This window comes from Cytobacillus sp. IB215316, assembly GCF_033963865.1.
In the GTDB taxonomy this organism is placed as follows: domain Bacteria; phylum Bacillota; class Bacilli; order Bacillales; family SM2101; genus Nanhaiella; species Nanhaiella sioensis.
In genome coordinates this window covers 76163-94851 of the sequence record NZ_JAXBMC010000004.1, presented here as the reverse complement: position 1 = coordinate 94851, position 18689 = coordinate 76163, and the positions used below count along the sequence as shown (strand labels likewise).

The 18689-nt window shown below is 34.2% G+C and carries 20 protein-coding genes; 5 read left to right on the top strand and 15 right to left on the bottom strand.

Annotated features, from left to right (window positions below; all coding sequences use genetic code 11):
- Positions 1–6 precede the first annotated feature (6 nt).
- The 6 genes from SLH48_RS09340 to SLH48_RS09315 all read right to left on the bottom strand — a co-directional run bounded on the left by SLH48_RS09340 (position 7) and on the right by SLH48_RS09315 (position 5327).
- Complete coding sequence (locus SLH48_RS09340) at positions 7–678, bottom strand: 5-bromo-4-chloroindolyl phosphate hydrolysis family protein (protein ID WP_214480930.1); 672 nt, start codon at positions 676–678, stop codon at positions 7–9.
- 443 nt (positions 679–1121) lie between these two features.
- Positions 1122–1523 carry a cytidine deaminase gene (locus SLH48_RS09335; RefSeq protein ID WP_214480931.1) on the bottom strand — a complete coding sequence of 134 codons (402 nt, stop codon included), beginning with the start codon at positions 1521–1523 and terminating at the stop codon, positions 1122–1124.
- Positions 1524–1712: 189 nt separating this feature from the next.
- Positions 1713–1886, bottom strand: coding sequence for a XapX domain-containing protein (locus SLH48_RS09330; protein WP_214480932.1), 174 nt, complete (start codon positions 1884–1886; stop codon positions 1713–1715).
- Between the two features lie 50 nt (positions 1887–1936).
- Complete coding sequence (gene deoC, locus SLH48_RS09325) at positions 1937–2626, bottom strand: deoxyribose-phosphate aldolase (protein ID WP_214480933.1); 690 nt, start codon at positions 2624–2626, stop codon at positions 1937–1939.
- A gap of 42 nt (positions 2627–2668) precedes the next feature.
- Positions 2669–3883, bottom strand: a complete 1215-nt coding sequence (locus SLH48_RS09320; RefSeq protein WP_214480934.1) for a NupC/NupG family nucleoside CNT transporter — start codon at positions 3881–3883, stop codon at positions 2669–2671.
- 502 nt (positions 3884–4385) lie between these two features.
- A complete protein-coding gene (locus SLH48_RS09315) occupies positions 4386–5327 on the bottom strand; it encodes a sugar-binding transcriptional regulator (RefSeq protein ID WP_214480935.1) in 942 nt (313 codons plus the stop codon).
- A gap of 514 nt (positions 5328–5841) precedes the next feature.
- Between SLH48_RS09315 and SLH48_RS09310 the strand changes: the two genes are divergently transcribed.
- Complete coding sequence (locus SLH48_RS09310; RefSeq protein WP_214480936.1) at positions 5842–6204, top strand: hypothetical protein; 363 nt, start codon at positions 5842–5844, stop codon at positions 6202–6204.
- A 603-nt stretch (positions 6205–6807) separates the two neighbouring features.
- Here the strand turns inward: SLH48_RS09310 and tatA are convergent.
- Positions 6808–7014, bottom strand: a complete 207-nt coding sequence (gene tatA / locus SLH48_RS09305) for a twin-arginine translocase TatA/TatE family subunit (protein WP_214482906.1) — start codon at positions 7012–7014, stop codon at positions 6808–6810.
- Between the two features lie 88 nt (positions 7015–7102).
- Positions 7103–7711, bottom strand: coding sequence for a molybdenum cofactor guanylyltransferase (locus SLH48_RS09300; protein ID WP_320257934.1), 609 nt, complete (start codon positions 7709–7711; stop codon positions 7103–7105).
- 358 nt (positions 7712–8069) lie between these two features.
- Between SLH48_RS09300 and SLH48_RS09295 the strand changes: the two genes are divergently transcribed.
- Positions 8070–9548, top strand: coding sequence for a methyl-accepting chemotaxis protein (locus SLH48_RS09295; RefSeq protein WP_320257933.1), 1479 nt, complete (start codon positions 8070–8072; stop codon positions 9546–9548).
- A gap of 37 nt (positions 9549–9585) precedes the next feature.
- Here the strand turns inward: SLH48_RS09295 and SLH48_RS09290 are convergent, their stop codons facing one another.
- Positions 9586–10119: a methylated-DNA--[protein]-cysteine S-methyltransferase gene (locus SLH48_RS09290; RefSeq protein ID WP_320257932.1), complete on the bottom strand. Its 534-nt coding sequence runs from the start codon at positions 10117–10119 to the stop codon at positions 9586–9588.
- A 364-nt stretch (positions 10120–10483) separates the two neighbouring features.
- Here SLH48_RS09290 and SLH48_RS09285 point away from each other — a divergent pair, with 364 nt between their 5' ends.
- Complete coding sequence (locus SLH48_RS09285; protein ID WP_320257931.1) at positions 10484–11716, top strand: aminopeptidase; 1233 nt, start codon at positions 10484–10486, stop codon at positions 11714–11716.
- 435 nt (positions 11717–12151) lie between these two features.
- Here the strand turns inward: SLH48_RS09285 and SLH48_RS09280 are convergent, their stop codons facing one another.
- The 3 genes from SLH48_RS09280 to SLH48_RS09270 are packed head-to-tail and all read right to left on the bottom strand — an operon-like array spanning position 12152 to position 14075.
- Positions 12152–12937 carry an ABC transporter permease gene (locus SLH48_RS09280; RefSeq protein WP_214482902.1) on the bottom strand — a complete coding sequence of 262 codons (786 nt, stop codon included), beginning with the start codon at positions 12935–12937 and terminating at the stop codon, positions 12152–12154.
- Positions 12934–13839, bottom strand: coding sequence for an ABC transporter ATP-binding protein (locus SLH48_RS09275; RefSeq protein ID WP_320257930.1), 906 nt, complete (start codon positions 13837–13839; stop codon positions 12934–12936). Before SLH48_RS09275 ends, SLH48_RS09280 begins: the two co-directional genes overlap by 4 nt.
- Complete coding sequence (locus SLH48_RS09270; protein ID WP_320257929.1) at positions 13836–14075, bottom strand: PLD nuclease N-terminal domain-containing protein; 240 nt, start codon at positions 14073–14075, stop codon at positions 13836–13838. Before SLH48_RS09270 ends, SLH48_RS09275 begins: the two co-directional genes overlap by 4 nt.
- A 137-nt stretch (positions 14076–14212) precedes the next feature.
- Here SLH48_RS09270 and SLH48_RS09265 point away from each other — a divergent pair, with 137 nt between their 5' ends.
- On the top strand, positions 14213–14758 hold the full coding sequence (locus tag SLH48_RS09265; RefSeq protein ID WP_320257928.1) for a helix-turn-helix domain-containing protein: 546 nt from the start codon (positions 14213–14215) through the stop codon (positions 14756–14758).
- 476 nt (positions 14759–15234) lie between these two features.
- Here SLH48_RS09265 and SLH48_RS09260 read toward each other — a convergent pair whose 3' ends face one another.
- Together SLH48_RS09260 and SLH48_RS09255 are read right to left on the bottom strand one after the other, a co-directional pair.
- Positions 15235–16617, bottom strand: a complete 1383-nt coding sequence (locus SLH48_RS09260) for a glycine--tRNA ligase (protein ID WP_320257927.1) — start codon at positions 16615–16617, stop codon at positions 15235–15237.
- A 427-nt stretch (positions 16618–17044) separates the two neighbouring features.
- Positions 17045–17494, bottom strand: coding sequence for a MarR family transcriptional regulator (locus SLH48_RS09255; RefSeq protein WP_320257926.1), 450 nt, complete (start codon positions 17492–17494; stop codon positions 17045–17047).
- Between the two features lie 291 nt (positions 17495–17785).
- On the opposite strand from SLH48_RS09255, the gene SLH48_RS09250 reads away from it, so the two are divergent.
- Positions 17786–18205: an organic hydroperoxide resistance protein gene (locus SLH48_RS09250; RefSeq protein WP_214482895.1), complete on the top strand. Its 420-nt coding sequence runs from the start codon at positions 17786–17788 to the stop codon at positions 18203–18205.
- A gap of 136 nt (positions 18206–18341) precedes the next feature.
- Here the strand turns inward: SLH48_RS09250 and SLH48_RS09245 are convergent, their stop codons facing one another.
- Positions 18342–18680 carry an AzlD domain-containing protein gene (locus tag SLH48_RS09245; protein WP_250886660.1) on the bottom strand — a complete coding sequence of 113 codons (339 nt, stop codon included), beginning with the start codon at positions 18678–18680 and terminating at the stop codon, positions 18342–18344.
- Positions 18681–18689 lie beyond the last annotated feature (9 nt).

Below are 18689 nucleotides of genomic sequence, written 5' to 3'. Positions count from 1 at the left end.
TATCGTTCATTTAATAATGTTGTTTTTTGCTGAAGCAGTCTGTTCTTTCGTACGCTCTTCAAATGAATAACCAGTTTCCTGAAGTGACTGCTTTACTAATTTACATTCTATATCAAGGTCTGTAATGTCATCTGAAAGGATTTGTAGGAGTTCTTTTTCTATGGATGCTGCTAATTCTTCAAGTGTTTCCTCCACTTCTCTCATCGATATATACAATTCCTTGTTTTTGACTGGTTGTGAAGCTAACTCAGAATATTTTTTTACAATAAGTAATGTTGAGTCCACATACGTTGTAAAAACAGATTGAACGTTTCTATATCGCTGTGGTTCTCTTTCAGCTATCTCTAAAATTTGCTTAAGAATTTTATGAACCTTATTTACTGTTTGATATACTCTAATAGAGCGAACTTTGTATCGATAGCTCCCAATTTCTTTAACTTTAGGTTTTATCTCACGAATATTTTTCTTAACATATGCCCTTTCTTCTTTTACAACGTCCTGATTGGCCGGTAGAAATTTTCTACGAAATATTGCCGAAACGAGAAAGTAAGTGGCACCCCCACCTAAAATAGCTGCCCACCATATAAAACCAGTCACAAAGAAAAGTACAACCGCACCAACAACACTTATACTAAATGAAATAGCTATTCTTATAGTATGAAGGATCAATTTTTTCATGTTCACTCTTCTCCTAACTATAGAGTTCAAAATGTAACATTGCACATAAAAAATTCGAATATTAAGGTTATTTTTCCCTTATATTAGCATTGTTACATTTTGTAAACAAGTTTATTCCTGTTATATTTTATACGTATCGTTAAGGCAATTAGTTTCAAAACATGGAGAAAAGTTTTTAACCATTTTTACCGATGGAAAATTAAGTATTCATCAAGGTTCTTTTCGTAAACTTTGTTGCAATTTTTATAAAAAATGGACAATACAATGAGTTTTATCAGACTTAAATAATTCTAAAAGCAGAAAAAACAGAACGAAATGTACGAAAAACAACAATCTATGCCGAAAGCAGACGTATAGAGGTATTCTTCAAATTATTAACTAACCGTTTCCATACAAAAAGCAGACCTATTATTGTTAGGCCTGCCTATTAGTTTTGCGACATATTATTGTTTTTCTAAATCTTTTGGTGAGAATCCACCTGGCAATAAATCCTGTACAGTGGTTTCTTGAACATCACCATTTAGGTTGGTTAATACAACTTCCATATCTGGGTTACACAATTCTGATATTACTTGTCGACAAGCACCACAAGGTGGAACAGGTCGTTCAGTATCAGCGACTACAACTAAAGCTTTGTACTCTTTATTACCATCAGAATAAGCCTTAAAAAGGGCTGTTCTTTCTGCACAATTACACATGCTGTATGCAGCATTTTCTATATTACACCCATGATAGACTTGATCATCCTTTGTTAATAAAGCAGCGCCAACCTTAAATTTTGAGTAAGGCGCATATGCGCGCTCTCTCGCCTTTTTCGCCTCTTGAATGAGAGTTTCTTTGTTCATCTGACTCATCCCTTCAACCCTTTTTTGGAGTTTGTTCAAAAAGTCAAGCAACATGATCAGAATGGTCAAAATTGTTTAATCCGTATTTGCCATTGAAAGATGCAATTCTTAGCTGGACTTGCTTTTACATTTGCACTCTTTTTGAACACTCACTAATAGATAAGAAATAAACCCTTTTCTAAACTCAATTTAGCTTTGGAAAAACATACCGAATAACCAGTTTGCTACAATTCCCCCAAGATACACACCGAATACGCCTAATACGCCTGCTAAAACAGGTGGAGCTGGTAATGGAAGTTTTAATGCTTTAAATACAATGCCGATTATCATACCAGCTAATAAACTTAAGACTAGTTCTTTCATTGTTAACCCTTCTTTTCAAATATTTTGAATAAGCACTAAGAAAATGAGACTTAATATGAAGTCGTTGATTCTTCGCCTTTTACTAGTTTCACGCCAGAGCTCGTTCCGATACGAGTTGCACCAGCTTCTGTCATTGCGTCAGCATCTTGTAAGTTTCGAACGCCACCAGATGCTTTCACACCGATATTAGGTCCAACCGTTTTACGCATTAGTGCGACATCCTCAACAGTTGCGCCTCCCGTTGAAAAGCCTGTTGAAGTTTTTACAAAATCTGCTCCTGCACGAACTGATAATTCACAAGCGCGGACCTTCTCTTCTTCAGTTAATAAACATGTCTCAATAATAACCTTTGTCAATGCTTTCCCTTTTGCTGCTTCAACAACTGCTTTAATATCTTTTTCAACTAGTTCATCGTTCCCGCTTTTTAATGCACTAATATTGATAACCATATCAACTTCTGTTGCTCCATTTTCAATCGCATTATTCGTCTCAAATGCCTTCACTTCAGGAGTTGTTGCACCTAAAGGGAATCCAATTACTGTACAAACTTTTACTTCTGGCGTATCCTTTAACATTTCAGCTGATAGCTTTACCCACGTTGGATTTACACATACTGAAGCAAATTTGTATTCCTTCGCTTCATTTACTAATTTCTCGATTTCTTCTTGACGAGTTTCAGGTTTTAATAAAGTATGATCGATCATTTTTGCTAAGTTATTATTCACTATATTTTCCTCCATTTTATGAAATTACTAAACCCTCTGAAATTTGTATATTCTAATCTATAATAACATTCCAGCGATAGCGGCACTAAGCAATGACGCAAGCATTCCTGCTAACACTGCCTTTAATCCCATTCTTGCTATATCACCACGACGATTTGGCGCTAAATTTCCTAGCCCACCTAAGAGAATTCCTAATGATGATATATTTGCGAATCCACAAAGTGCAAAACTTATAACAGCAACTGTTTTCGGAGTTAGGTCTTCAATTTGTGGAGCGAAAGAAGCATATGCCACAAATTCATTTAACACTAACTTTTGACCGATAAATCCTCCAGCAGTTACAGCTTCGGCCCAAGGTACACCTATTGCGAAAGCGATTGGTGCAAATAAATACCCTAAAATTATTTCAATCGTTAAACCTTCAAAGCCTAATAGATTTCCTACCCCACCTAATAAACCATTCAATAATGCAATTAATGCAATAAATGCAAGTAGCATTGCACCAATATTTAACGCAAGCTGAAGACCAACACTTGCTCCTCGTGCTGCTGCATCGACGACATTAGTTGATTCTACATCTTTCTCCATTTTAATATCATCAGTCGTCTCAGATTTTTCAGTTTCTGGCATCATGATTTTTGCTATGATCAGACCTGCTGGTGCAGCCATGAAACTTGCAGCAAGCAAATACTCTAGCGGAACACCTAATAATGAATATCCGACTAAAACTGATCCGGCAACTGAAGCAAGACCTCCTGTCATTACCGCAAATAACTCTGATTGAGTCATCTTCGCTAAAAACGGTCTAACAACTAGCGGAGCCTCTGTTTGTCCAACGAAAATATTGGCAGCTGCTGATAATGATTCAGCTTTACTTGTTCCTAATAGTTTGGAAAGCCCCCCACCAATAAATTTTATCACGAGTTGCATAATACCTAGATAATAAAGCACAGATATTAAAGAAGAGAAAAAGATTACAATTGTTAAAACGTTAAAGGCAAAGACAAATGTAATTTCTTCTGCGGCAAATAATCCACCAAACAAGAAGTTAACACCTTCGTTAGCGTAATTAATGATTGCTTGAACGCCTTCAGAAAATGTTTGCAAACCTCTTTTTCCAGCTTCCCATTCTAGTACTACAAAAGCAAATGTAAACTGGATTAACAAACCAATCAAAACAGTTTGGATCTTAATTGATTTTTTACTACTTGAAAACAAAAATGCGATTCCTAATACTACAAGGACACCAATGATACCCCATAAAAAATTCATGAAGAACACCCCTAAGACAGTTTTCTTGATGCTTACGATGCTTAGTATTCTTAAATAATTATTTTTTAATCCCTATAGTGGATTTATAATTACTTGTTAAACATTGAATCATTTATGAACATTTGTTCATGAACCATCTAAGAATACAAAATAAAAACAAATCTTGTTCTATTGTCATAAACCGTTTTCATTTCTAAAAAAGCTGGTTTATGCTAAAAGAGAATCGTATTGTATTAGCTTCATGCTCCAAAAATAAATTGAACAAAATTTAATTTTCGATATTACTATAACAAGGTATTGAACAAATGTAAACACAATATTGAACAAACGTTATGTCTATTATTTGACAATGTAATAAGAATCAACAATAAAGAGTCACTCGTTTCTATGTCAAAACGAGTGACTCTTTATATTTCATCGACCTTCTTCGATATATCATAATCATATTCTGCTAAATAACGCACAAATGTCATTTGAATAACTTACCATATTCGAGGTTTAATTATAGCTTTTCCAGCAAAGATTTAGCGGTAATTTGATCTGTAATTAACACATTGGCGTATTCTCCCATTAAAGCACCATAAATTCCTTCTAGTCGATCCGCTCCCCCTGCAACGAGAATGGACTGTTCTTTATTTCTTAAATCGTCTAATTCAATACCTAAAGTTCTAGCATTCAAGCTCTCATTACATATTTCCCCATCTTTTGTAAAAAACCTAGAGCAAATATCTCCTACAGCATTGGAGAAAATCATGTCTAAATCCTCTTCTGTAAAATAGCCTAGTCTGAATAACAAAGATTCTGATCGAATCGGGCCTACAGTAAATAAAGCGATATTAGCATTTTTACCAAGCTCCAAAATGCGGTGGATGTGTCGGTCTGCCACCATTGCTTGTTTAACAACCACATGATCAACGATTGCTGGAACTGGTAAATAATGAGGTGTGGTGTTAAAGGCTTTGCCAAATAAATGAAGAATTTCATCAGCATAAGTATTTGTCTCTGAGTGACCAACTGCCCCTTTCAGTTGAACAACTTGCACATCTTTTAAATTTTGTTGATTTAACTTATTAGCAATATTATATAATGTTCTACCCCATGTGAGGCCTATGATATCACCATCTTTGACTGTTTCATGTAAATATATTGCAGCTTGTTCTCCTAGACTGTTATGGATGACGCTTTTTTCATAATGAGGAATAGATGTTACAACCGCTTTTTTTAATTTGAACTTTTGTTCAAGTTCTTCAGATAAAGATTCAACATCCTCTGTAGGATCATTGATTTTAATTTGAACGATCCCTTCGTTTTTTGCTTGTTGCAAAAGTCTTGATACCGTTGGCCTTGATACACCAAGTTTTTTTGCAATATCGCTTTGATTATAATCTAATAAGTAATATAGTTTTGCTGCCTCAATTACTTTCTTTAATTTATTTTTTTCCATAATTTCACCTTTTGTACTTTTTAAGTATTGTATGAAATTAATTTTACCAAAAAAATGAACGTTTGAAAAATATATCAAATGTTTATCCATATTCTTAAAATGAGTATAACCTCTATCCATCAAACCTGTATTATTCATTAATCATATTCTGTATTAGTTTGTTTTCTATGCTCATTATAAAAGATAATCATTATCTAGTATGCTTGTATAATATAAAAGTTGCTCATCATCTACATTTCACACATTATCTCCAACACATATCTATAATTATTATTTTTTTAGAATAGTACAATAAATTTCCTGATTTTTGTTATCTATTATTTTTTTATCTGTTATAGTTTTTTTGTATCTATTGTTATATTTTTATTTGGGATTTTTTAGAAGTAAAATAAGTGAAAAAGAGGGAGAAAAGAGGTTGAGTTAATGAATGATTTTCCAAATACTGTAGGCACAAATCCATAGTGTAAGACATATATTGTTCTAATTCTAACTAGTAGAAAGGAGATTTTTTATCATGCATTTTTTTAGATTCCCACCACCACGTCCCCATCCCCATATTCATCCAGGAGGTAGTATGTTACCCTTCCCTGGATCGACGCCAATTCATGGCACCCAAGCTCTCCATCATGCTCCTTCTGCTCCACCACCTTCTTTTGTACCTCAGCAACATCAACCTGACTTACAAGCTATTGACCCACGAGCACTTATTAGATGTTTATATCGATACACGTATATTTGGCTTCGAGGTAGAAGATCATTTTGGTTTTATCCTACATTTATTGGAAGAAAATCAGTTTCAGGGTACAGATGGACTGGAGTAAGGTGGGTATATTTTGGCATTGATGCACAAAGAATCATATCATTTCAATGTTTTTAAATGTTCCTTTTCGTAAGCTTTGTTGATATTTAACTAAAAAAGCATTGCTAGATGAGAATTTAATGAAGCTTCATCGTTATATCAAGAACTGTAATTAATTACTTAGTAGTCTTTTTAGGTCGAATACAGTTTTGTTAACAACAAAGGGTTTGCAGAAATGACCATCATAGAAAGCCCTATCCCACATGAAGGTACTAACTTCCTTCATGTGGAATGCCTGACGCTTGAGTTAGCCAATTGACGCTAACAAGCTATCTAATCAAGGTAAGGAAAAACATTCGATCTAAATGTGGTTTCGTTAGGATGACAAATTGAATATGACCTATAGGAGGAAGTATCGCAAAACAAATAACAAAGACGCAGACACTCTGATCACCAAATTGAGAAGAGACTAATAAAAAAAGGGTCACTATTTTTACTAAAAATGGGCAGTATGATAAGTTTTATGAGAGCTAAATAATTGTAAAAGTAGAAAAGATGCCACGAACACTAGATGTGTACGTGCTTATATCCTGGAAAGAAAGTAACAACCTATGCGAAAATAGCCAAAAAAAAGAAGGTTAACCCAACTTAATCGCCTTGAAAGGTGGATCAACCTAATCATTACTTTTTCTCTTCACTTTTGACGATTTGATTCACTTCTTTTACTTCATCTGTTACGTCACTCGTTAGCTCACGAGCTGATTTTTTAAATTCTTTTAATGTTTCTCCAGTAGCTCTACCAATCTCAGGTAATTTTTTCGGTCCAAAAATTATTAAAGCTAAAACAAGAATTAATATTAATCCAGGTATTCCGATGTTTGTTAACATTCATACCATCTCCTTTTTATGATGCATGCACATATTGTTAGAGATAACTACTAAATGTAGTTTATCATGTTCACCTAAAAAAAACGAACTACTTATTAGTATCTTTGTCCTTTACCCAACGTTTTACCTTTTCATAATCCATCGGATAGTTCATATTAAAAAATACTCTTCCTAAGTCAATGTCTTCTAACTTCATTAACTCCTGCTCATTAATGTATCGTACTTGAAGACGAGATAATACATCTACAACTTTTAATTGATTTTCCTTTAAGCATGAATGAATAATTGGTAATGCACTTTTGCTATAAACTGCATACAATGGATGGATTTTGCCACCAATAATAGGGACGACTGCGTCACAACCATTCGCTTGCGACAGTAAATATGATGTAACTGATGTAGATATAAACGGCATATCACAAGCCACAACAACATTTTTATCATTTTGGGCCGCTTGTAAACCAGCTTGCAAGCCAGCAAGAGGTCCTTTTGCATCTACAATATCAGGAACAATGGGGATCTCTAAAAACTTGTATTGTTGCTCTTGATTAGTTACAAGGATGATTTCTTCAAACATCAATTGTAACGCCTCTTTCATTCTCACAATATTGTATTTTCCTTCAACCCTTAATAATGCTTTATTTGTGCCCATTCTCTTAGATTGGCCACCTGCTAAGATAATAGCCCCAACATCCACTTTGATCACCTCTGGTTGGACGCTGTAATAATTTTTGGCTGCTTTCGCATAGACTGTTGTTATTCATACAAAAAGTGTATCACTAGATTTCTTGGCATCTTTTCCTCTAAAAAAGAATGACTGTTGAGTAAAACAACATCATTATCTTCTAGTTTAGGATAAATAGCAACAGGGCTTACGAAAAGAGCCTAGTTATTTATATTAATATTATATCAAATAGCCTTCTCAATATATGAAGTAGAAATTCTATTGTCACAAATATGTCAAAAACCGAATTTATATCTTAATGAATTAATTATATAAAAAATGGTAAAATCAAAGAGCCCAAGAGGCATTTTAGGTAAGGGGGTTCATAGTTATGACAAACATAGAATTAGTTGAAAAAAGAAATAAACTACTTATCTCAATACTATGGTTTACATTTACAAGTGTTTTTTTATGGAATTTTTTCCATGCTGGATTACGCTTAAGCCTTATTCAATCCATACCTGATCTAATTATTAACACAATCATCACTGTATTAATTCTGAAAAGGAAATTCATCTTTTATACGATGTATCTAGTCGTTCTTTCTTCCGTTATTACTACATATGTCGTTTTTAGTGTAGACCCATCAATTATTATGTTTTTCCTAGTTGTTCTTTACGTAACAGTGATCTCACTGTATGAAAATTACATACCTATCATTTTAACCGCTATTTCAAATATTGCTATATCCAATTATTTCTTTTTGAATCATGATTCTACTGCTTTTGCTGCAATGAATAAGACCGATATTATCGGTATCGATGCGATGATTGTACTTATTATATTGGTAAATATTATTCAAGGTGTATTTAGTAAACGTATGCGCTTAGAAAATCAAGAAACATATGAACAAGTTTTACAAGCGAAAGAACATACCGACTCTTTACTTGGGAATATTAAATCTACAGTTGAATTTTTACATAGATTTGAAACTGACTTAGAAGATCACTCCAAAAAAACAAAAGAAATTTCAGAAGAAATTACTGTTTCATTTTTAGAAGTAACTAAAGGGATAGAAAGTCAAGCCGCTAGTGTTGTTGATATTAATGAAGCTATTCAATCAGCAGATAGCTCTATAGAGATTGTTACATCCGTCTCCAACCATATGAATAACCTATCAGAAGAGACATTGATAACGATACAAGATGGCAACAACAATGTTGAAGTTTTAATGGGAGAAATAGAGAAAGTTCACACAATAATAAATTCGACAGTAGCTGTTATGAATGACTTAAGCAATCAAAATCATAAGATAGAAGGGATAGTAAATAAAATAACTGGCATCTCAGAGCAAACAAACCTGCTAGCTCTCAATGCGGCAATAGAAGCAGCACGTGCTGGGGAACACGGAAAAGGCTTTGCGGTCGTTGCTGACGAAGTGAGAAAGCTTGCGGAGGACTCTCGACACTCGACTGCAGAAATCACTTCTATTTTAAATGGTATACAAGAAAAAACGTTACATGCTGCCGAACAAACAAACCTCGGAGAAAATGCAATTTTACAAAGTGAGCAAGTAATGAAGGTCGTCCAAGAGACTTTTAAAGCAATTAAAAGTACAAGTGAAGAAGTAGAAGAAGAATCCGGAAAAGTTAATGACATGCTTGCTGAAATCTTAGGGGATAGTCACCGTATTTCAAACGAAATCTTGTCAATCTCAAGCATTACACAGCAAAGCTCTGCTTCATCTCAAGAGATACTGGCACATATGGAAGAACAAAATAATCGTATTAAAAATATCGTTTCAAGCTTCAAGAAATTAGAAGATATGATCGAAACATTAGAAAATTTAGTAGCTGAAAAAGCTATGTAACAATATAGGATGTAGCTAAGAACGTAACTCCATCGTCTTAAGGGTGAGTTACGTTCTTATAGTATTTTTCTTCATGCTTTAGTAATGCCTCTTTAATATCAATTCCTCCAGCAAACCCTGTTAGCTTACCATTTTTCCCAATCACTCGATGACAAGGGATAATGATAGGTAATGAATTTTTACTATTAGCGCCACCTATCGCCCTAGCTTTTTTCGGGTCACCTAACACTTGAGCTTGTTCTTGGTAGCTTATCGTATGTCCAAAAGGAATCGTTGTTAGTGCTTGCCATGCCTGTTTTTGGAATGACGTTCCTTCTACTTTCAACGGAAGATCGAATTGTATTCTTTGTCCACAAAAATATTCTTCTAATTGCTTTACCGATTCATTTAAAATTTCGTTATTTTCATTGTTATTCATTGAATCATAATACTCTTTATTGAAGGTACTTGACGAAACAAAGATAATTTCATATAAAAATTCATCTGATGCTATTAATAAAATCGGTCCAACCGGACTGTTCATCTGTCTTTTGTTTAATTCTCTTTTTTTTGTAGCCATTACACCAACCATTTGACACCTCTTTATTTCAATTAGCTTTTTTCGTATAGTTTGTTGCTATTGTATTTATATTAAAAAGGCGGCTGAGTTGTATTCAGCTTTCATCATTTTACTTAATTGTTTAGTACGCAAAACAACATGCATGTAAAAACAGCCTTTTAATATGTTTAGACATTTGAAAATCTATAGGAAGATAATGATATAATAAGAAAATATTCGAGAAATAAAACAGTAGCACTTAACTGTATTTCCTTGGATCTATTCATTATGCGTACTTAACTTAGTTAGTGTACAATGATGAAAGGATCATTTTCTTACATAAGTATATCATGTCCTCACATACCGAAAAAATATTATGATAAAGGAGAATCTAATGATGGCAAATTTTCAGCGTAATTTAGAAAAATATGCAGAATTAGCTGTGAAAATTGGTGTGAATATTCAAGAAAAACAATCCCTATATATATCAGCATCAATTTCAACAGTTGAGTTTGTTCGTCTTGTTACTAAAAAAGCCTATGAAGCTGGTGCAAAAAATGTTCACGTTGAATGGGGCGACGACACGATTACAAGAATGAAATACGACCTCGCTCCAGATGATGCATTTAAAGAATTTCCACTTTGGAAAGCTCAAGGACGAGAAGAGATGGCTGAAGATGGAGCAGCATTCTTATCGATTACTTCTACAAATCCAGATTTATTACAAGGTGTTAACCCTGATAGAGTCGCTGCTGCACAAAAAGCACAAGGTAAAGCATTAGAAAAGTTTAGAAACTATATTCAATCAGATAAAGTTAGTTGGACTGTTATCGCTGTTCCGTCGAAAGAATGGGCAGCAAAAGTATTTCCTGATGCAAAAGAGGATGAGCAGGTAGGCTTGCTTTGGAATGCCATTTTTAAAGCAACACGTGTTGATTTAGAAGACCCAGTTCAACAATGGCAAGAGCATGACAAAACTTTACAAGCTCGTGTAAAGTTTCTAAATGAAAAGAAATATAAAGCATTACATTATACAGCATCTAATACAGACCTCACCATAGAGCTACCTACGAACCATATTTGGCTTGGGGGTGGAGGCAAAAATGAAGATGGTACGTATTTCATTGCGAATATCCCGACAGAAGAAGTATTTACTATGCCACAAAAAACTGGTGTAAATGGCTATGTATCGAGTTCCAAACCATTTAATTACCGTGGTAATTTGATTGAAAACTTTACATTAACCTTTGAGAATGGCAAGATTGTTGACTGCAAAGCTGAAAAAGGTGAAGAAACATTAAAACGTCTTATTGAAACAGACGAAGGGTCGCATTATTTAGGAGAAGTCGCATTAGTTCCACATGACTCTCCAATTTCAAATTCTAATATTATTTTTTATAATACATTATTTGATGAAAATGCCTCTAATCATTTAGCTATCGGTAGTGCATACCCAACATGTATCGAGGCTGGTACTACGATGGATAAAGAAGAGCTAGAGAAAAACGGCGTAAATACAAGTGTACTTCACGAAGACTTTATGGTAGGTACCGCTGATATGGATATTGACGGTTTATTACCTGACGGAACAAAAGAACCACTGTTTCGTAACGGGAATTGGGCAATATAATAATTCTCATTTATGATGTAAACTAAAATGAAAAACACTCACTGTAAGAAAATTTGTTTACCCAAATTTTGTGTGAGCAACCACGAATAACATTAGTTAGGAAAAGTTTGGTATAAGAAATGATTAGTCATGTTTTTTGAGCGATCATTTCTTATACCATAACAAACGATGTGCTGTAATTTTCTCAAGATTATTCTCAAATTATAATTCCCACTTTCCAAGTAATTCTTCTTTAGCATTCGCTATAATATCTTCATATTCGAAACAGGTGTCCCCTGCTATTAGTACAAAGGTATAAATTCGACACTATACTAGAGTTTCATAGAATCTATTGTTCTGAAAACAATGAGAATAGCATAAATGCTATATTATTAGTAAATAGCCTTTTATCATACGCACCTAAGGCTATACATAATTTTTTAATCTGTAGCCCATCTATTTATTATACTTTTTATTGGAAATCCAATAATTTATTACAAAAAGTATAAGTGCAACCCATATAAGTGTTATAAACAAATTACCGGCAGCACTAGAACTTATTGACCCTGTAGCTAGCACTTCCATACCATTTTTGCTCATTATAGCAGGATTAACAAAGTCCATAATAGGGTTCAAACCGAGTATCATTCTACACCCTAGTAGAAAGACAATGGAAAGAATCGCGATAAGTCCTTGACTGTTAAAGATAGTACTAATCATCGTTGTAAATGTGACAATAAATAGTACCCATACAAGATAAAATAACATAGCAATAATCATTCGTGAAAATGAAACATGTGTAAATAGATAAATAACATATAGATAAGAAACAAAGAATCCTATTATTACACCAAAAGACGCCATTAAGAAATTTGGTATAACCTTTCCACTTATATATGAAATAATATTAACAGGTCTTGTTAAAATAAATGCCAACATACCATTTACTTTATCTGTGTGTATGATACCCATTGTTGAAATGATAAGAATGATAAGTCCAAGTTGATCAAATTGTGAGCCAAAAGTGCTTGCAAGTACTTCTCCTCCGCTTTGGGTATATATACTTGGATCAATTGTAATACCTGTCCCCCCTCCTAATGATTCAATGATTGATGGTAAAAAAAGTGTGACCACTGGTTGAGTTATCCCTAGGATGATAAAAATAAGAGGAAGCCAAATTAATTTATAATCACGTAACATCTGTACAAACTCTTTTTTTGTTAGGACAATAAAGCTATTCATGCTCCCACCACCATTCTCAAGAAAATATCTTCTAATGTATCACTATTGATTTCAAACTTGACCAGGTTTACTTCATGTTCTAATGCATTTTTTAACAATAAATCTTTACTTGTTTCTATATTTTCGACTTTTATTTTCAATGTATGTCCAGTGACTTCCACATCCTTCACAAAGGGAAGTGCTTTTACAACATCAACCCATTTTTGATCATTGCTATCAATCACTACTCTCAAGATCTTTTGACTATACTGACTTAACAAATCGATGGCAGTAGTATCTTTAATTTTCTTCCCATTTTTAATGATCATAAATCTATCACATATTTCTTCAGCATCTGCAAGTATATGAGTTGATAATAATACTGTCGTCTCCTTTTTAATTTCTTCGATCAAATTTAACACTTCTCTTCTCCCAATGGGATCTAAAGCTGATACTGGTTCATCCATTACGATAAGTGCAGGTCGATGTAATAAAGCTTGAGCTATACCAAGCCGTTGTTTCATTCCACCAGAAAATGTACCTACTTTTGAATTTTCTTCTCCTTTCAACCCCACTTTTTCTAAAACATTAGGTATTGAGTGAGTTAATTCCTCTTTGTTTACATTAGATAACTGACCCATAAACATTAATGTTTCAATGGCTGTCATCCATGGGAAAAATTTTGGATGTTGCGGCAAATAACCGATTTCCCTCTTCATTTTTGCAACATGCTTCCCATCCAATAGCACTTCTCCTGAATTAGGAAAAATAATATCAGAGATCACTTTTAATAATGTAGATTTCCCCGCCCCATTTGGTCCTATTAAACCTACACATTCTCCTGTTTTTATGTCCATTGAGAAATGATTTACAGCCAATTTACCCTTAAATTTTTTTGTTACATTCTTAACCTCTAATTTCATCTTACCTCACCATCCTTTCTCCCATGAATAAAGTAAAATACCGGTCCAAATGTATTTACCAAAAGTATAATAAAGGACCACATAAGTACGTTTTGTCTCGTATTTCGATGCCTATACAAGTCAATTAACGCAATTAAAACCAATAATGTACTCAATGCTATCACTGGCAAAATAACAGGTAACAAAGGCATAAAATCAACACCTTTTAATTCATCCAGCCCATAATGTAACTTCATATTATCACTCCTCAATTTTATTATCATTATTGATAATGATAACATTGAACTGTACGTATTGCAAACGTTATTATTATTATTTATAATGAGAATGAAATTAGAAAAGTAAAACACACTACTAATAAAAGGTGAGATATATGAAAAATAAGGTAGAAATCTTAATGCACCCTGTGAGAATGAAAATTTCTCAGGTGCTTATGCGCAACAATAAAAATGGACTAACACCATTAGAGATGGTTAAGCTCATTAAAGATGTACCCCAAGCAACACTATACAGACATATACAAGTTATGCTTGATGCTGGTGTTATTAGCGTATTGAAAGAAAAAAAGGTGAAATCTGTTTCAGAAAAGTATTACACCTTAAATGAGGATGCAGCTAGACTAAATATTGCAGAATGGCAAACAATTTCTAGTGAAAAAAAAATTGATTATGTTTCCTATTATCAATTGACACTATTGAATCAATATCAAAGTTATTTGACTAAATTAGAAGAGCAAGATAATTCAGAGGATGGCGCTACTTTTTCGGTAGTGGAGCTAAAATTAAATGATGAAAAGTTTTTAGAATTTCAAAGCGACCTCAATACATTAATAACTAAATACTACAATCATGCTAACGATCGTAATGAAGAAGATATTCCAGTTCGAACACTTGCCGTTACTATCATTCCTGAATCTTAAGTTACTTGACTAATAAATCACACTTTCATTTATTGAAGCCCTTTACTTTCTATGAGGTTCTTGATTGCATCAAAACAGCTGCTTCCGCTTTTTTAAATTTTTTAGCTAAGGATCGCTTATAAAGAAACACCAGAAGGTAAAATGCACCCTCTGGTGTTTTTGGGTTCCACCGTCGCCCACAGGACGTGGGCTGGTTTTAGATGGAATTGGGTCGGCTACACTTTTTTACGTGTCCAGCTACTGCGCCTATCCTCTCGAGTCGCTTCACCATTTCTCATGAAGTCAAAAAGCGACTTCAAGCGAAATGCTTCCACCGCTTGTCGGGGATGAACAAGGCGCTTACGCTTTTCTAACTGTCTAGCTCCATCTCCTAGCCTCTCGAGGTCACTTCACCATTTCATTTGAAGGCAAAGAGCGCCTTCTAATGAAATGCTTCCAGTGCTTGTCGAGGCTGGTCAGTCGGCTCCGCTTTTCTATTAAAATCTAACTTTTTCTTCTAGGAAGCTTTTTAATTCATTTATAGGTAAACGCTGTTGTTCCATTGTATCACGATCACGAACGGTTACCATGTTATCATCCTTCGAATCGAAGTCATATGTGATACAGTATGGTGTTCCAATTTCATCATGTCGACGATAACGTTTCCCAATGGAGCCGGCATCATCGTAATCAACCATAAAGTCTTTAGCAAGATCTTGGAATACTTGTTTTGCTTCATCGGATAGTTTTTTCGATAATGGCAAAATTGCAGCCTTAATAGGTGCTAAAGCTGGATGAAAATGCATCACTGTTCGGGAAGTTCCATCTTCCAATGCTTCTTCTTCATAAGCATCAATTAAAAATGCTAATGTTACACGGTCCGCGCCAAGCGAAGGCTCAATACAATATGGAATATAACGTTCATTTGTCGTCTGATCAATATAATTGAAGTCCTCACCTGAGTGTTCCATATGCTGCTTAAGATCGTAGTCCGTTCGAGATGCAATTCCCCATAACTCACCCCAGCCAAATGGGAATTTATATTCAAAATCAGTTGTAGCATTACTGTAGTGAGATAATTCTTCATCAGAATGATCTCGCAAACGAATGTGATCCTTCGTCATACCTAAAGAAAGTAGCCACTGTTCAGCCTGTTCCTTCCAATAGTCAAACCAATCAATTTCTTCACCTGGCTTACAGAAAAACTCAATTTCCATTTGTTCAAATTCCCTTGTACGGAAAGTAAAGTTACCAGGCGTAATTTCATTACGAAAACTTTTTCCTATTTGAGCGATACCAAAAGGTAACTTTTTTCTCATTGTTCGCTGAACATTTTTAAAGTTAACAAAAATCCCTTGAGCTGTTTCTGGTCGTAGATAAATCTCATTGGTACTTGATTCAGTAACTCCTTGATGTGTTTTAAACATAAGGTTGAATTGACGAATACCCGTAAAATCATCACTTCCACAATCTGGACATGTAATTTGATGCTCTGTCATCAAATCTTCCATTTTTTCAAATGGAAGTCCATCCACTACCAATTCAATCCCTTTGTCTTCAAGTGCATCTTCAATTAACTTATCGGCACGATGTCTTGCTTTACATTTTTTACAATCAATCATCGGATCATTGAAATTTCCTAAATGCCCAGATGCTTCCCACGTCTTTGTGTTCATTAAGATGGCAGCATCAAGTCCTACATTATAAGGTGATTGCTGAACAAATTTATTCCACCAAGCTTTTTTAATATTATTTTTCAACTCTGTACCTAGTGGTCCATAATCCCATGTATTAGCTAATCCCCCGTATATTTCCGAACCTGGGAAAACAAACCCTCTATGCTTTGCATGTGCTACAACTTGCTCCATTGTTACAGACATAGTTAGACACTCCTTCAAAAAATGTGTTTTATATGGAAATTATTAAGCTTTTACACCTAATAACGCCCATATTTTATATCATTACTATTCCTCCTGTAGATAGAGAAAAAACAAAAAAACCCCCATCCCTCGGCGAATAGCGCCTAGGGACGAGAGTTTGTCTCCCGCGGTTCCACCCTAGTTGATACTAATAATTAAGTACCCTCTTTGGAAAATTAACTCCAGATTGCCGTTTCACTGATTTTTTATCAGGCTTCCACCATCCCTGATTCGCTTAAACAACATTTTCAGTTACTATTGATCCTTCATCGTTTAATAAATATATAAGTTTGAAAATTATTTTATCAAAAATCTACATTAATGCAAGTGGTTAAATATCATTACATTTTAATTTTAACATTTCATCTAATTGCATGTATGATAATCACTACTTTTTTACATTCACTTGATGTACTTGATTAAGTAGCTGTTGAACTAGTTTCCTCATACTGACCAATTCATTTGATGACATCTCACCATTGTCAATTAATGACATTGGTATACAAATAGCTTTTTCTTGCAACAGTTTCCCGTCCTCGGTTAATTTAATTAACACTCTTCTTTCATCTACACTAGACCTTTCTCTAACGATCAACCCTCCATCTTGCATTCTTTTTAATAAGGGCGTTAAAGTCCCAGAATCTAAAAACAATTGTTCACCTAACTCTTTCACTGTGCTCTCTCCACTTTCCCACAGTACAAGTAAAACAAGATATTGAGGATATGTTATGCCAAGCTCATCTAATAATGGTCGGTACATTTTAGTAATTTCTCTAGATAAGGCATAAACAGAGAAACAGAGCTGGTTATCTAATTTAAGTAATTCATCATTGTTCATTTTTTCCCACCTACATTTCAAAAAAGTTGTGCACAATTAATTTCTTACAAATAAAATTATCTTTTTACACATTAATTGTCAACTACTCAGATCACGTTAGTTATTTTTAACGTAAAAACATATTGAATATTTACATGTTGATCAGCACATAATGATTCTGATGACACAATACTCTTCCAAAACATAAATAAAAACTGTTGACAAATAAAATTTTACCAGTTATATTAGTATTACAAAATTAAATTGCGCACAACTAAATTGTGTAACACTTACTATAAAGGAGAATGAAAAATGGAAGCAATTTATACAGCAAAAGCTACAGTTCAAGGTGGGAGAGAAGGAAAGGTTTCTTCAAGTGATGGTGCTATTCAATTAGATTTAAGCATGCCGAAAGAACTTCAAGGTCCTGGCGGAAGTGGAACTAACCCAGAGCAATTATTTGCAGCAGGATACGCAGCTTGTTATGAAAGTGCATTAAAATTAGTTGCTCGTAATAAAAAGATGGCGATTGGAGATACTCAAGTAACTGCACAAGTATCAATTGGAAACGATCCAGCTGGCGGGTTTAAATTAGCAGTTCAACTTGATGTGAAGATTCCTGGTGTGGAAGTTGATGTGGCGAAGGAATTAATTCAAGAAGCTCATCACGTTTGCCCATATTCAAAAGCTACTCGTGGTAATATCGATGTAGTATTACGTGTTGTAAAATAACTTACTTGAAAATAACAAAAAGGTGGAACAAGATTGTATCCACCTTTTTTGCGTTGTCTTATAATGACCTCATCGTTATGGGGCCCGATAAAACTTTATCACCCTACCCATTAGCAACAAAGCTTCCGAAAAGAGACTACATCATTATTAACATGATAACGACAGCTATGATTGAACCTGATAACACTAACAAAATGTGTAAACGTAATAACGACAATAATACAGCAACAATTCCTCCGGTTAAGCCAATAAATATATTATCCTCTTGAATTGTTAAAATCCCTGGGAAAATCAGTGCCCCCAATGCTGCATATGGGATATATGATAACCAACGATTAACCCAATTGGGAAATGTAACGAAATTAATGACAAATGCTGGGATAACACGAGGTATAAATGTTACAATTGCCATACCAATAATAATTAATAATATCTCCATATCATCTACAAACCTCATTTCTATCATTGATAACATTTATTAACC

Coding starts and splice junctions, on each gene's coding strand:
- SLH48_RS09245 (WP_250886660.1), bottom strand. CDS start 18,680: ATGTTATCAATGATAGAAATGAGGTTTGTAGATGATATGGAGATATTA.
- SLH48_RS09260 (WP_320257927.1), bottom strand. CDS start 16,617: ATGTCTGTAACAATGGAGCAAGTTGTAGCACATGCAAAGCATAGAGGG.
- deoC (WP_214480933.1), bottom strand. CDS start 2,626: ATGGAGGAAAATATAGTGAATAATAACTTAGCAAAAATGATCGATCAT.
- SLH48_RS09255 (WP_320257926.1), bottom strand. CDS start 17,494: ATGAACAATGATGAATTACTTAAATTAGATAACCAGCTCTGTTTCTCT.
- SLH48_RS09270 (WP_320257929.1), bottom strand. CDS start 14,075: ATGAAGTTACATTATGGGCTGGATGAATTAAAAGGTGTTGATTTTATG.
- SLH48_RS09320 (WP_214480934.1), bottom strand. CDS start 3,883: ATGAATTTTTTATGGGGTATCATTGGTGTCCTTGTAGTATTAGGAATC.
- SLH48_RS09310 (WP_214480936.1), top strand. CDS start 5,842: ATGCATTTTTTTAGATTCCCACCACCACGTCCCCATCCCCATATTCAT.
- SLH48_RS09295 (WP_320257933.1), top strand. CDS start 8,070: ATGACAAACATAGAATTAGTTGAAAAAAGAAATAAACTACTTATCTCA.
- SLH48_RS09265 (WP_320257928.1), top strand. CDS start 14,213: ATGAAAAATAAGGTAGAAATCTTAATGCACCCTGTGAGAATGAAAATT.
- SLH48_RS09335 (WP_214480931.1), bottom strand. CDS start 1,523: ATGAACAAAGAAACTCTCATTCAAGAGGCGAAAAAGGCGAGAGAGCGC.
- SLH48_RS09275 (WP_320257930.1), bottom strand. CDS start 13,839: ATGAAATTAGAGGTTAAGAATGTAACAAAAAAATTTAAGGGTAAATTG.
- SLH48_RS09340 (WP_214480930.1), bottom strand. CDS start 678: ATGAAAAAATTGATCCTTCATACTATAAGAATAGCTATTTCATTTAGT.
- SLH48_RS09280 (WP_214482902.1), bottom strand. CDS start 12,937: ATGAATAGCTTTATTGTCCTAACAAAAAAAGAGTTTGTACAGATGTTA.
- SLH48_RS09315 (WP_214480935.1), bottom strand. CDS start 5,327: ATGGAAAAAAATAAATTAAAGAAAGTAATTGAGGCAGCAAAACTATAT.
- SLH48_RS09290 (WP_320257932.1), bottom strand. CDS start 10,119: ATGGTTGGTGTAATGGCTACAAAAAAAAGAGAATTAAACAAAAGACAG.
- SLH48_RS09285 (WP_320257931.1), top strand. CDS start 10,484: ATGGCAAATTTTCAGCGTAATTTAGAAAAATATGCAGAATTAGCTGTG.
- SLH48_RS09250 (WP_214482895.1), top strand. CDS start 17,786: ATGGAAGCAATTTATACAGCAAAAGCTACAGTTCAAGGTGGGAGAGAA.
- SLH48_RS09330 (WP_214480932.1), bottom strand. CDS start 1,886: ATGAAAGAACTAGTCTTAAGTTTATTAGCTGGTATGATAATCGGCATT.
- tatA (WP_214482906.1), bottom strand. CDS start 7,014: ATGTTAACAAACATCGGAATACCTGGATTAATATTAATTCTTGTTTTA.